The organism is Amycolatopsis umgeniensis, assembly GCF_014205155.1.
Classification (GTDB): Bacteria; Actinomycetota; Actinomycetes; order Mycobacteriales; family Pseudonocardiaceae; genus Amycolatopsis; species Amycolatopsis umgeniensis.
Map to the genome: position 1 here is coordinate 2253563 of NZ_JACHMX010000001.1, position 13936 is coordinate 2267498.

Consider the following 13936-nt stretch of genomic DNA (forward strand, 5'->3'; position numbering starts at 1 on the left):
ATCAGTCGACGCCCGCGTCCTCGGGGCGGCCGGAAGCGAGACCGGCGAGAACGTCCAGAGCGGCCGCGAGGGTCTCCAACGGCGGCGACGACACCGCGAGCCGGACGGCGTTCGGGGCGTGCCCGGGGACGATGGCGAACGCCGCCGCCGGGGTGACCGCGATCCCGCGTCGCGCGGCCGCGGCGACGAAGGTCTCGGCACGCCAGTGCTCCGGGAGTTCCCACCAGCAGTGATACGCCTGAGGATCCGCACGCAGCGTGAACCCGGCCAGCCGCTCGGCCGTCACCCGCTGACGTTCCGCGGCGTCGAGCCGTTTGGCTCGCTCGACGGTTTCCAAGATGCCGCCCGTGATCCACCGGGTGGCGGCCTCGACGGCGAACCGGGGCGCGACCCAGCCGCCCGAGCGCACCGCCGCGGCCAGCCGCTCCGTCCATTCCGGAGGTACGGCGGCGAAGCCGGTGGTCAGTCCGGGGGCGAGCCGTTTGGACATACTGTCGGCGAAGACCGTGCGTTCCGGCGCGTAGGTCGCGAAGGGACGGACCTCGGGCCGGAGGAAGGTGTAGATCCCGTCTTCGATCACCGGGATGTCCATCCGGCGCACGGTTTCCGCCAGCTCGGCGCGCCGCCGTTCGTCCATTGTGGACCCAAGAGGGTTGTGCAAAGTCGGCTGGACGTACAGCGCCCGGACGGGTGCCGCGGCGTGCGCGGCCGCGAGCGCTTCGGGCACGAGGCCCAGGTCGTCGGTCTCGATGGGCGCCAACTGGACACCGAGCCGTCCGGCGAGCGCCTTGACCACGGGATAGGTGATGGCCTCGACGGCGAGCCGTTCCCCCATCGGCACGAAGGCGGCGATGGCGGCCGCAATGGCCTCGCGCCCGCTTCCCGCGAAGAGGATCTCCGGAGTCCAGCCGTCCTTCGCGAGCAGCCCGGCGACGGCGTCGCGCGCCTGCTTCGAGCCTGTGACACTCCCTGGCCTCAGCGCCGCTGTCAGGACATCGTCACGCAAGAGCGGCTCCAGCGCCTTCCCGACCAGCGCGGATTGCTCCGGGAGGACGGCGAAGTTGAGTTCGAGATCGACTTTCGCGCCGCCCGGCTCGGCGAGTGCGGCTTCCAGCGGCGGCCTCCCGGCGCGGACGAAGGTGCCGCGGCCGACCTCGCCCACGACGACGCCTCTCCGGACGAGTTCGCCGTAGACCCTGGCGGCCGTCGAGTTCGCGATGCCGCGCTCCCGGGCGAACCGCCGCTGCGGGGGAAGCCTGTCGCCAGGACGAAGCCTGCCGGCCTCGACGTCGGCGGAGATCTCGTCCGCGACTATCCGGTAGTCCTCCATACCTCACCCTCGATCGCACCGAGCCCGCTCGCGCAATTGCACTGCGGATGATGCCATCGAAGAGGGATGTGAGCCGACTGCGACCTACGGAACACCACAACCGCGGACTCCTAGGTTAGCCTAACCTGCGTGGAGACCGTTGAAACCCTCACCGAGCAGAGCACGACCTCGCGCCTGCACGCGGACGCGCTGACGCTCGCCTACGACGGCCGGACCGTCGCCGAAGACCTCGGGGTGGTCATCCCCGACCGGTCGTTCACCGTCATCGTCGGACCGAACGCCTGCGGCAAGACGACCCTCCTGCGGGCGCTCGCGCGCATGCTCAAACCCCGCCAGGGTTCGGTGTTCCTCGACGGTCAGGTGATCAGCTCCTTCCCCGCCAAGGAGGTCGCGCGCCGGCTCGGCCTGCTGCCGCAGAGTTCGATCGCGCCCGACGGCATCACCGTGGCCGACCTCGTCGCCCGAGGTCGTTACCCACACCAGCGTTTGCTGCGCCAGTGGTCCCGCGAGGACGCCACCGTGGTCTCGGAGTCCATGCGCGCCACCGGGGTCGACGATCTCGCCGAGCGGCTGGTCGACGAACTGTCCGGCGGGCAACGCCAGCGCGTGTGGATGGCGATGGCGCTCGCGCAGGAAACCGACCTCCTGTTGCTCGACGAGCCGACGACCTATCTGGACATCGCGCACCAGATGGACATTCTCGACCTGTGCGCGCAGTTGCACCAGGAACAGGGCCGGACGCTGGTCGCGGTGCTGCACGATCTCAACCACGCGGCCCGGTACGCGACGCACATGATCGCGATGCGGAACGGGGAGGTCCTGGCGACCGGTGCGCCCGAAGAGGTCGTGACCGCCGAGAACGTCGAGAGGATCTTCGAGCTGCCGTGCCGGGTCATGCCGTGCCCCGAAACCGGGACCCCGCTGGTGATCCCGAAAGCGGGCCGCCGCGCCGCTTGAGGTGCGTCCCGATGGCTGCCCGGATGGACGCACCGCGTACCGGTTCACGACACTAGGTTGACCTGGGGAGGTTCCATGACTCAGGAAATCTGGTCCAAAGTAGACGAATACCTCATCGACGCGCTCATCCCGTCCGATCCGGCCCTCGAAGCGGCCCTCGTCGCCTCCGACGAGGCGGGGATGCCGCCCATCGCCGTCGCGCCGAACCAGGGCAAGCTGCTCCACCTGCTGGCCAGGATGATCGGCGCCCGCTCGATCCTCGAGATCGGCACACTCGGTGGCTACAGCACCATCTGGCTCGCCCGCGCCCTGCCCTCGGACGGGCGTCTCGTGACGCTCGAGTTCTACCCGAAATTCGCCGATGTCGCGCGGAAGAACCTCGACGCCGCCGGGGTCGGCGAGCTCGTCGACATCCGGCTCGGGGAGGCCCTCGATCTGTTGCCCGGTGTCGAAGGCCCGATCGACCTGACGTTCATCGACGCGGACAGGGTCAACAACCCGGCCTACTTCGAGGCGGCGCTGCGGCTGACGCGGCCGGGCGGGGTGATCGTGGTCGACAACGTCGTGCGCTCCGGGGCGGTGGCCGACGCGTCGAGCACCGCCGACGAAATCGTGGGACTCCGGCGGATGCACGAACTGATCGCCGCCGAACCGCGGGTCGACGCGACAGCGCTGCAGACCGTCGGGAAGAAGGGGTACGACGGGCTGACCGTCATCCTGGTGACGTCCTGACCGCGCGGTCCGGCGATCCCCAAGTCCGTGAAGGCCTCCTTGAGGGACTCTGGGTCCCCCAAGGAGGCCTTCACGGACCGGACCTACGACCTCCTCAGCGTGGGCGGGCCGGTGCCACGGTCTGGGCCGGTGCGGGCCACTTCACCGGCAGCCCCCGGTGGAAGCCGCTCATGAACCGCTGCCAGATGTCGCTGGGGATCGTCTTGCCGGTCAGCTTCTCCCCGGCGGCGTCCCGCATCCGGCGCGGTTCGTCGGAGCCGACCCAGACAGCCGTCGAAAGCCGCGGCGTGTATCCGACAGCCCAGCCGCCGGCGTTGTCGTCGGTCTCGTTGTACTGGAAGTCGCCGGTCTTCAGCGCCGCCGGGCGATCCTTCAACCCGCTGGTCAGCACCTGGCCGACCGTGCCCGCGATCCGGCGGCTGAGCGCTTCGTCGTCCTTGAACGCGGGCGCCTTGTCCGACGGCCGTTCCCAGACGATCTCGCCGTTCTCGTCCCGGATCTTCGACACCAGATGAGGGGTCGCGCGCATGCCGTCGGCGGCGAAGGTCGCGTACGCCCCGGCCATGTCGCTCGGCCGCAGTGGATACCGGCCGACCGCGATGCCCGGGCCGATCAGGAACCCGTCCTTCTCGCGCAGGGTCACCGCGCCGTCGACGGCCTCGGGGATCCCGGCCGCACGAGCGCCGTCCCGGACCGCGTCCGCGCCCAGCTTCTTCGCCAGGTCGACGAACGGCCCCCGCGCGTCCCGCCCGATCGCCTCACGCAGCGTGCACTTCCCGGCCTCGCCGCACTGATCCTGGAACTCGAAGGTCTCGCCGAGGAAGTCGACCTTCCCCGGTGACTTCAGCGGTTCGTCCACGTTGATGCCCCGCTCGAGTCCCGCGGCGAGGGTGAACGGCTGGAAGGCCGAGCCGGTGCCGTACGGGGTGCCGGCGTAGTCGTGCACACTCCAGCCGCCGCCGTTGTAGGCGCGGATGGCGCCGGTCCCGGGTTCGACGGCGACCAGCGAGGCCCGGAAGTGCTCCGGCTGGCCCTGCAGCCGCTCCTTGAGCACTTTCTCGGCTTCGGCCTGAGCGCGTGGATCGATGGTCGTCTCGACCTTCATCGCGCCGCCGCGGAGCCGGTCCAGCGGGTAGCCGACCTGTTCCAGCTCGGCGAGGACCCGCTGCTTGAGGTGGTATTTCTCGAAGGTGACGCGACCGGCGCGGGTCTCCGACGGCGCCTGGATCGCGTCCTCCGGATAGGTCATCGCGACAGCTTCGGCCTGACTGAGGTAGCCCCGCGTGACCAGCTTGTTCATCACGTAGGACCAGCGCTTCATGGCGTGCTCGTGGGTGGAGGCGTACGGGTCGTGCACCGACGGCGACTGGATCATCCCGGCGAGGAAGGCCGCTTCGGCCCAGGTCATCGAGTCGTCGAGTTTACGGCCGAAGTAGGCGTTCATCGCCGACGCCGGCCCGTAGGTGCCGCGGCCGAACGAGATGATGTTGATGTAGCTCTCGAAGATCTCCTTCTTGGTCTGCTGCTGGGTGATCTTCGTGGCGAGCACCAGTTCGGAAAACTTGCGGGCGAGGGTGGCGTCCTCGTTGCCGGTGGACTTCTTGATGTACTGCTGGGTGATCCCCGAACCGCCGCCGACGCCGGTCACGAGCGCGCGGCCGAGCCCGGTGAGGTCAAAGCCCTCGTTGTCCCAGAAGGTCGGGTCCTCGGTCGCGACGATCGCGTCGCGCAGCTTCGCCGGGATGGCGTCGTAGGGCACGAACAGCCTGTCTCCGCCGGGCGGGATCACCTTGAGCAGCTCGGAACCGTCCGCGTTCTGGAGGACGACGGTCTTGTCGAGGTCGGCGAGCACCTCCTCCGGGCTGCGGACGTCGAGCAGGACGTACGCGATCCCGAACGCGACCACCGGGAGGCCGATCAGGAGGCCTAGTGACCAGGCGGCGATCCGTCGCCACCTGCGTTTCTTCCCTTTCGGCTCAGGGGCTGCCGTGGTTTCCGACTCGGGTGCGGTTTCGTCATCCGGGTTTTCCACGCCAGGTAAGACGCCCGAACGAGTGAAAAGGTTGTGGGAAAATCACCTAATCGTGTCCTGACTCCATCGCGTTTAGTCCTCTGGTTGCGGTAGTTCGCACCACGAACTACCGCAACCAGAGGACTAAACGCGGGGAGAGAGGGTCAGGCGAGAAAGGCGCGAAGCAGCGAAGAGGTGCCTTCGACGTGCTCCGCCATCGCCCGGCGGGCTGCCTCGGAGTCTCCCGCGAGGATCGCGTCGACGATGGCCTCGTGCTGGGCGTTGGAATGCTCCAGGTTCGGCTCGAGCAGCGGGATCATGTCGAGCAGCTGGTTGACCCGCATACGCGCGTCGGCCATCGCCGTGGTCAGCGAGCCGGACGCGGTGACCTCGGCGATCGCCAGGTGCAGCCGCGAATCCTTGCGCCGGTAGTCGCCGACGTCGGCGGCGGCGGCCTCGGCGAGCGTGCTTGTCAGGTGCTGCCGATCGGCCGGGGTGAGGGAACGCGACGCCGCCATCTCGGCGGCGCCGGTCTCCAGGACATGCCTCAGGCCGAGCGCGTCCTCCAGGGTGGCGTTGTCGACCTTCCGCCCGTCCGCGGCGGGCGGATCGGGCAGGACGTCGTTGACGAACGTCCCGCCGTAACGCCCTCGCCGCGACTCGACGTAACCGGCGTCGGCCAGCGCGCGGATGGCCTCCCGCAGCGTCACCCGGCTGACCCCGAGCCGCTCGGCGAGCTCGCGCTCCGAGGGCAGCCGCTCCCCCGCGCCCACCACGCCCAGCCGGATCGCCTGGAGCAGCCTTTCGACGGTCTCCTCGAAGGCGTTGCCCGCGCGCACCGGGCGGAACAGCGCGTCACCCGCGTTCGCGACCGTGCTCGACTCCACCCTTCGAGTTTAGGCCGCCCGCAACCCGGCTCAGCACTCGATGACGTTGACGGCCAGGCCGCCCCGCGCGGTCTCCTTGTACTTCACGCTCATGTCGGCACCGGTCTCGCGCATCGTCTTGATCGCCTTGTCCAGCGTCACGACGTGCGAACCGTCGCCGCGCATCGCCATCCGCGCGGCGTGGATCGCCTTCGAGGCACCGACGGCGTTGCGCTCGATGCACGGGATCTGCACCAGCCCACCGACCGGGTCGCAGGTCAGCCCCAGGTGGTGTTCGACGCCGATCTCGGCGGCGTTCTCCACCTGCGCGGGCGAACCGCCGAGGACCTCGGTGAGCCCGGCGGCGGCCATCGCGCTGGCCGAACCGACCTCGCCCTGGCAGCCGACCTCGGCACCCGAGATCGAGCCCGTCTGCTTGAGGATCGAGCCGATCGCGCCCGCGGTGAGCATGAACGTCACGATGCCGTCGTCCGACGAGCCCCGGATGAACCGCTGGTAGTAGTGCAGCACCGCCGGGATGATCCCCGCCGCGCCGTTGGTCGGCGCGGTGACGACACGCCCGCCCGCGGCGTTCTCCTCGTTGACCGCCAGCGCGTACAGGCTCACCCAGTCCATGGCGTACAGCGGATCGCCGACACCGTCTTCGGCGAGCAGCTTCTCGTGCAACGCCTTCGCGCGCCGAGGCACCTTCAAGCCGCCAGGCAGGACGCCCTCGTGTTCGCAGCCGTTGTGCACGCACTCCACCATGACCTGCCAGATCTCCAGCAGGCCCTCGCGGACCTCCTCACGCGTGCGCCACGAAAGCTCGTTGCGCAGCATGACCTCGCTGATCGGCAGCCCGGAGTCCTCGCAGTGCTTCAGCAGATCCGCGCCGGTGCGGAACGGGAACTCCAGTTTCGTCGAGTCCTCGACGACGACGGTGTCGGTTTCGTAGGACTCGTCGCGTACGAAGCCGCCGCCGACCGAGTAGTAGGTCCGCTCGCGCAGCACCTTCCCGTCGGCGTCGAAAGCGCGGAAGATCATGCCGTTCGGATGCGCGGGCAACGACTTCCGGCGGTGCATGGTCAAGTCGGTGTCCTCGGTGAACACGATCTCGTGCTCACCGCGCACCTTCAGCAGGCAGGATTCGCGGATCTCCGCGATCTTGCCCGCCACCGTGTCGGTGTCGATCTCCTCCGGACGCTCCCCGGACAGCCCCAGCAGCACGGCCTTGTCGCTGCCGTGCCCGAACCCGGTCGCGCCGAGCGACCCGAAGAGTTCGGACTGGACACGTGTCGTGGCCGCCAGGTCACCGTCGGCGGCCAGACCGTCCACAAAGGTCAGCGCGGCGCGCATCGGGCCCACCGTATGGGAGCTGGAGGGGCCGATGCCGATCGAAAACAGGTCGAAGACGCTGATCGCCATTGATCTGCCCTCCTTCCTATCTGGCCAGCAGTGAGCTGGCTTCCTGTGCCGCGGGGCCTTCGGCGGCGAGATGGGCCAAGTTCTCCGACAGCGCTTCGCCGCGGTGGGCCTTCGTCTGGGCGAAGAGACGACCTGCCCGATAAGACGAGCGTACGAGCGGTCCGGCCATCACACCAGCGAAACCCATCGCTTCGGCGGCCTTCGAATGCTCGACGAACTCTTCGGGCTTGACCCACCGGTCCACCGGATGGTGCCGCGGCGAGGGACGCAGGTACTGGGTGATCGTCAGGATTTCGCAGCCCGCGTCGACCAGGTCCTTCATCGCCGGAGCCACCTCCTCCGGCGTCTCGCCCATACCCAAGATCAGATTCGACTTCGTCACCAAACCGGCCTCACGAGCCCGCGTGATGACCTCAAGAGACCGCGCATACCGGAAACCCGGCCGGATCCGCTTGAAAATCCGCGGCACCGTCTCGACGTTGTGCGCCAAAACCTCCGGCCGCGAACCGAACACCTCGGCCAGCTGATCCGGATCCGCGTTGAAATCCGGGATCAGCAACTCGACACCGGTACCCGGGTTCAGCGCGTGGATCTGACGCACGGTCTCCGCGTACAGCCACGCACCGCCGTCCTCGAGATCGTCACGCGCCACACCGGTCACCGTCGAGTAACGCAGACCCATCGCCTGGACGCTTTCGGCGACCTTGCGGGGCTCGGTCGTGTCCAGCGCCTCCGGCTTGCCGGTGTCGATCTGGCAGAAGTCACACCGCCGCGTGCACTGATCCCCGCCGATCAGGAAGGTCGCCTCGCGGTCTTCCCAGCATTCGTAGATGTTGGGGCAACCGGCCTCCTCACACACGGTGTGGAGGCCTTCGCGCTTGACCAGGCCCTTGAGCTCGGTGAACTCGGGGCCCATCCGCGCGCGGGTCTTGATCCACGGCGGCTTCTTCTCGATCGGGGTCTGCGCGTTGCGGACTTCGAGCCGGAGAAGTTTGCGCCCCTCGGGGAGCGCGCTCATCGGTTGAGGTCCGCGTACAGCGGGTGCTTCTTCGCCAGCAGTTCGACACGGGCGGACAGCGACTGGCGCAGGGCCTCGTCGAAGTCCGGACGCAGGGCCTCGGCGATGATGTCGCCGACCTCGGCGAAGTCCTCGGCGCCGAAGCCGCGGGTCGCCAGCGCGGGCGTGCCGATCCGCAGGCCCGAGGTGATCATCGGCGGGCGCGGGTCGAACGGGACGGCGTTGCGGTTGACCGTGATGCCGACCGAGTGCAGCCGGTCTTCGGCCTGCTGACCGTCCAAAGTGGAGTTGACCAGGTCGACGAGCACCAGGTGCACGTCGGTGCCGCCGGTCAGCACGCGGACGCCCGCTTCGGCGCAGTCCGTGCGCGAGAGGCGGTCGGCCAGGATCTTCGCGCCCTCGAGCACCCGCTGCTGACGCTCGCGGAACTCTTCGCTCGCGGCGACCTTCAGCGCGACGGCCTTGGCGGCGATCACGTGCTCCAGCGGTCCGCCCTGCTGGCCGGGGAACACCGCCGAGTTGATCTTCTTGGCGAGTTCCTGACGGGACAGGATGATGCCGCCGCGCGGGCCGCCGAGGGTCTTGTGCGTGGTCGTGGTGACGATGTCGGCGTAGGGCACCGGGCTCGGGTGCAGCCCGGCCGCGACCAGACCGGCGAAGTGCGCCATGTCGACCATGACCTTCGCGCCGACCTCGTCGGCGATGCGGCGGAACTCGGCGAAGTCGAGCTGACGCGGGTACGCCGACCAGCCGGCGATGATCAGCTTCGGCTTGTGCTCCTTGGCGAGGCGCTCGATCTCCTCGACGTCGACGATCCCGGTCTCTTTGTCGACGTGGTACGCGACGACGTTGTAGAGCTTGCCCGAGAAGTTGATCTTCATTCCATGGGTCAGGTGACCGCCGTGGGCGAGGTCGAGACCGAGGATGGTGTCGCCGGGGTTGAGCACCGCGACCATGGCGGCGGCGTTGGCCTGCGCGCCCGAATGCGGCTGGACGTTGGCGTGCTCGGCGCCGAACAGGGCCTTCGCGCGGTCGATCGCCAGCTGCTCGATGACGTCGACGTGCTCGCAACCGCCGTAGTAGCGGCGGCCGGGGTAGCCCTCGGCGTACTTGTTGGTCAGCACCGAACCCTGCGCCTCGAGCACGCCCACCGGGGCGAAGTTCTCCGACGCGATCATTTCCAGGGTCGACTGCTGCCGGTCGAGTTCGGCGGCGACGGCCGCGGCGACCTCGGGGTCCACTTCGGACAGGGCGGCGTTGAACATGTCAGTTCTCCTGGGTCAGGACGGCGTACGCCTGGGCGTCGAGCAGGGCGGGCACGTCGCCGGACAGACGCACCTTCAGGAGCCATCCTTCGGCGTACGGGTCCGAGTTGATCAGCTCGGGGGTGTCCGTTGTGGCGCCGTTCACCTCGACGACCTCGCCGTCCACGGGTGCGTACAGCTCGCTGACCGACTTGGTCGACTCGACCTCGCCGAACACCTCGCCCGCGGTGACGGTGTCGCCGACCGAGGGAAGCTGGACGAACACGATGTCACCGAGCGACTCGGCGGCGAAGGCGGTGATGCCCACGGTGGCGACGCCGTCGACGACGTTCAGCCACTCGTGTTCCTTCGTGTACTTCAGGTCCTGGGGGATGCTCATGGTCGTTCAAGGGCCTTTCAGGCGCGGGAGTAGAAGGGCAGGGCGACGACCTCGACGGGCTCGATGCGGCCACGGATGTCGACGGAAAGCTCGGTGCCGGGCTCGGAGTGCTCCCGGTCCACATAGGCCATGGCGATCGGGTACCCGAGGGTCGGCGACAGGGCACCGCTGGTGACCTCGCCGATCTCGGTCTCGCCGGAAAGGACGGTGTAGCCGTGACGCGGCGCGCGGCGGCCGGAGCCCTTGAGCCCGACGCGGACCCGGGGAACGTCCTTCTTGGACAGTTCCTCCAGCGCGGCCTTGCCGACGAAGTCGTTCGGCTTCTCGAACTTGACCACGCGGCCGAGGCCTGCCTCGTACGGGCTCAGCTGGAGGCTGAGTTCGTTGCCGTACAACGGCATTCCGGCTTCGAGACGCAGCGTGTCGCGGCAGGCGAGGCCCGCCGGGAGCAGACCGTGCGGCTCGCCGGCCTCGGTGAGGATGCGCCAGACGGCGGGAGCCTCACCGGCCGGGACGTACAGCTCGAAGCCGTCCTCACCGGTGTACCCGGTGCGGGCGAGCAGGACGTCGTGACCCTTCACGACGGCCGGGACGCTCGCGTAGTACTTGAGCGCGCCGAGGTCGGCGTCGGTGACGGCGCCGAGGATCTCGACCGCCTTCGGCCCCTGGACGGCGATCAGCGCGACGTCCTCGGACTTGTTGTCCACGACGGCGTCGAAGCCCGAGACCCGCTCGGCCAGTGCTTCCGCGACGACGGCGGCGTTGCCCGCGTTGGCCACGACCAGGAACTTCTCGTCGGCGAGGCGGTAGACGACCAGGTCGTCCAGCACGCCGCCGGTCTCGTCGCAGATCATCGTGTAGCGCGCCCGGCCCGGTTTGACGCCGGACAGGTTGCCGACCAGTGCGAAGTCGAGGACGTCGGCGGCCTGCGGGCCGGTCACCTCGATCTCGGCCATGTGGGAGAGGTCGAACAGGCCCGCCGTCTCGCGGACCGCCTTGTGCTCCGCCAGCTCGCTGCTGTAGCGGATCGGCATCGACCAGCCCGCGAAGTCGGTGAACAGCGCACCGAGTCCTTTGTGGACTCCGTGCAGGGACGTCTCTTTCGACATCGAGTGCCTCAGTTCTCGTAGGCGTTGAGCGGCGGGCAGGAGCAGACGAGGTTACGGTCCCCGCGCGCACCGTCGATGCGACGCACCGGGGGCCAGTACTTGGCCTTGCGGTTCACCCCGGCGGGGTACACCGCCAGTTCGCGGTCATAGGGCAGGTCCCAGTCGCCGACCAGGGTCTCGGCGGTGTGCGGGGCGTTGCGCAGCGGGCTGTTGTCCGCGGCCCACTTGCCCTGCGCGACGGCGTCGATCTCGCCGCGGATGGCGATCATCGCCGCGATGAAGCGGTCGATCTCGCCGAGGTCCTCGGATTCGGTCGGCTCGACCATCAGCGTGCCCGCGACCGGGAACGACATGGTCGGGGCGTGGAAGCCGTAGTCGATCAGGCGCTTCGCGACATCGTCCACGCTGACGCCGGTCTCCTTGGTGAGCCCGCGCAGGTCGAGGATGCACTCGTGCGCGACGAGGCCGTCCTGGCCGGTGTAGAGCACCGGGTAGTGCTGGTTGAGGCGCTTGGCCACGTAGTTCGCGGCGAGGACGGCGACCTGCGTCGCGGCGGTGAGCCCGCCCGCGCCCATCATGCGGACGTACGCCCACGAGATCGGCAGGATCGACGCCGAGCCGTACGGGGCGGCGCTGATCGGGCCGACGCCGGTCGAGGGACCGGCCTTCTCCAGCAGCGGGTGATTCGGCAGGTACGGCGCGAGGTGTGCGCGCACCGCGACCGGGCCGACGCCGGGGCCGCCGCCACCGTGCGGGATGCAGAAGGTCTTGTGCAGGTTCAGGTGTGAGACGTCGCCGCCGAACTCGCCCGGCTTGGCGAGACCCAGCAGCGCGTTGAGGTTCGCGCCGTCGACGTAGACCTGGCCGCCCGCGTCGTGGACGATCTTGGCCAGCTCGTCGATGCCGTTCTCGTACACACCGTGCGTGGACGGGTACGTGACCATGATCGCGGAGAGCGTTTCGCGGTTGGCCTCGACCTTGGCGCGCAGGTCTTCGAGGTCGACGTTGCCCTCGTCGGTGCACTTGACCACGACGACGCGCATCCCGGCCATCACCGCGGAGGCGGCGTTCGTGCCGTGCGCGGACGACGGGATCAAGCAGACCTCGCGCTCGGCCTGGCCGTTCGCGTGGTGGTACGCGCGGATCGCGAGCAGGCCCGCGAGCTCGCCCTGACTGCCCGCGTTCGGCTGCAGCGACACCTTGTCGTAGCCGGTGACCTCGGCCAGCCAGCTCGACAGCTGCTCGACCAGCACGTGGTAGCCCTCGGCCTGGTCGGCGGGGGCGAACGGGTGGATACCCGCGAACTCGCGCCAGCTGATCGGCTCCATCTCGGTGGTGGCGTTGAGCTTCATCGTGCAGGAGCCGAGCGGGATCATGCCGCGGTCGAGCGCGTAGTCCAGGTCGGACAGGCTGCGCAGGTACCGCAGCATCGCCGTCTCGGAGCGGTGCGAGTGGAAGACCTCGTGGGTGAGGTACTCGCTCTCGCGGCCGAGGCCGGTGGGCAGCGACTGAATGCTTTCGGCCTTGTTCTCGATCCCGAAGGCGTTGAGGACCTTGGCGATGATCGCGGGCGTGGTGACCTCGTCGACGGCGATGCGGACGTGGTCGGCGTCGACCGGGCCGAGGTTGATGCCGTTCTCGCGAGCGACGGCGACGACCGCTTCGGCCTGACCGGGCATGCGGGCGAGGACGGTGTCGAAGAAGCCCTCGTGGACGACCTCGACGCCACCTGCGCGCAGCGCGCCCGCCAGCCCGGCGGCGAGCTCGTGGACGCGGGTCGCGATGCGCTTGAGGCCGTCCGGACCGTGGTAGACCGCGTACATCGCGGCGAGCACGGCGGGCAGGACCTGCGCGGTGCAGATGTTGGACGTGGCCTTCTCGCGGCGGATGTGCTGCTCGCGGGTCTGCAGGGCGAGGCGGTACGCGGGGTTGCCGTCGGCGTCGACCGAAACGCCGACGAGGCGGCCCGGCAGCGAACGCTCGAGCCCGGTGCGGACGGCCATGTACCCGGCGTGCGGGCCGCCGTAGCCGAGCGGGACACCGAAGCGCTGGGTCGAACCGGCGGCGATGTCGGCGCCGAACTCACCCGGCGCGGTGATCAGCGTGAGGGCGAGCAGGTCGGCGGCGACGGTGTACAGCGCGCCGGCGGCCTTCGCGGTCTCGGAGATGGCAGAGTAGAAGCCCGCGCCGCGCAGCACGCCGGAAGCGCCCGGGTACTGCACGACCACGCCGAAGAACTCTTCCGGCAGGCCGGTGAGCAGGTCGCGGACCTCGACCTCGACGCCCATGGCCTCGGCGCGGGTGCGGACGACGGCGATGGTCTGCGGGAGACACTCGGCGTCGAGGACGACCTTGTTCGACTTGGACTTCGACACGCGGCGCATCAGCATGACGGCCTCGGCGACGGCGGTGGACTCGTCGAGCAGCGAGGCGTTCGCGGTGGCGAGACCGGCCAGCTCGGAGACCATGGTCTGGAAGTTGAGGAGGGCTTCGAGACGGCCCTGCGAGATCTCCGGCTGATACGGCGTGTACGCCGTGTACCAGGCCGGGTTCTCCAGCACGTTGCGGCGGATGACCGCCGGGGTGACCGTGTCGTGGAAGCCGAGGCCGATCATCTGCGTCATCGGCTTGTTGAGCGCGGCGAGCGCGCGGAGCTCGGCGATGGCGTCCTCTTCGGACGCGGCGGGGGGAAGCTCGAGGTCACGGGTGACCCGGATCGCGGACGGCACCGCGGCCTGGACCAGGGCATCGAGACTGCCGTAGCCGACCTCGGCGAGCATCTTGGCCTGCTCGGACTCCGAGGGGCCGATGTGCCGGTCGTCGAAGGACGTACTGGTCAAGGGA

General features: G+C 69.2%; 11 protein-coding genes. 2 read left to right on the forward strand and 9 right to left on the reverse strand.

The annotated features are described in order from the left end of the window. Position 1: 1 nt before the first annotated feature. Complete coding sequence (locus HDA45_RS10020; protein WP_184893990.1) at positions 2–1330, reverse strand: aminotransferase-like domain-containing protein; 1329 nt, start codon at positions 1328–1330, stop codon at positions 2–4. 129 nt (positions 1331–1459) lie between these two features. On the opposite strand from HDA45_RS10020, the gene HDA45_RS10025 reads away from it, so the two are divergent. Further along, positions 1460–2287, forward strand: a complete 828-nt coding sequence (locus HDA45_RS10025; RefSeq protein ID WP_184893992.1) for an ATP-binding cassette domain-containing protein — start codon at positions 1460–1462, stop codon at positions 2285–2287. A 75-nt stretch (positions 2288–2362) separates the two neighbouring features. After that, positions 2363–3019 (forward strand): O-methyltransferase, encoded by a 657-nt coding sequence (locus HDA45_RS10030; RefSeq protein WP_184893994.1) that lies wholly within the window; start codon positions 2363–2365, stop codon positions 3017–3019. A 94-nt stretch (positions 3020–3113) separates the two neighbouring features. Here the strand turns inward: HDA45_RS10030 and HDA45_RS10035 are convergent, their stop codons facing one another. The 8 genes from HDA45_RS10035 to gcvP form a co-directional block, all read right to left on the reverse strand. Then, entirely contained in the window at positions 3114–5051 is a 1938-nt protein-coding gene (locus HDA45_RS10035) for a transglycosylase domain-containing protein (RefSeq protein WP_184893996.1), read from the reverse strand. Between the two features lie 143 nt (positions 5052–5194). Then, positions 5195–5917: an FCD domain-containing protein gene (locus HDA45_RS10040; protein ID WP_184893998.1), complete on the reverse strand. Its 723-nt coding sequence runs from the start codon at positions 5915–5917 to the stop codon at positions 5195–5197. A gap of 30 nt (positions 5918–5947) precedes the next feature. Further along, positions 5948–7321: an L-serine ammonia-lyase gene (locus tag HDA45_RS10045; protein ID WP_184894000.1), complete on the reverse strand. Its 1374-nt coding sequence runs from the start codon at positions 7319–7321 to the stop codon at positions 5948–5950. A gap of 16 nt (positions 7322–7337) precedes the next feature. Next, a complete protein-coding gene (gene lipA / locus HDA45_RS10050; RefSeq protein ID WP_184894002.1) occupies positions 7338–8339 on the reverse strand; it encodes a lipoyl synthase in 1002 nt (333 codons plus the stop codon). Further along, positions 8336–9604, reverse strand: a complete 1269-nt coding sequence (gene glyA, locus HDA45_RS10055) for a serine hydroxymethyltransferase (protein WP_184894004.1) — start codon at positions 9602–9604, stop codon at positions 8336–8338. Before glyA ends, lipA begins: the two co-directional genes overlap by 4 nt. Position 9605: 1 nt before the next feature. Next, positions 9606–9983, reverse strand: coding sequence for a glycine cleavage system protein GcvH (gene gcvH / locus HDA45_RS10060; protein WP_184894006.1), 378 nt, complete (start codon positions 9981–9983; stop codon positions 9606–9608). A gap of 17 nt (positions 9984–10000) precedes the next feature. Further along, entirely contained in the window at positions 10001–11092 is a 1092-nt protein-coding gene (gcvT, locus tag HDA45_RS10065; protein ID WP_184894008.1) for a glycine cleavage system aminomethyltransferase GcvT, read from the reverse strand. 8 nt (positions 11093–11100) lie between these two features. Beyond that, on the reverse strand, positions 11101–13932 hold the full coding sequence (gcvP, locus tag HDA45_RS10070) for an aminomethyl-transferring glycine dehydrogenase (protein WP_184894010.1): 2832 nt from the start codon (positions 13930–13932) through the stop codon (positions 11101–11103). Positions 13933–13936 lie beyond the last annotated feature (4 nt).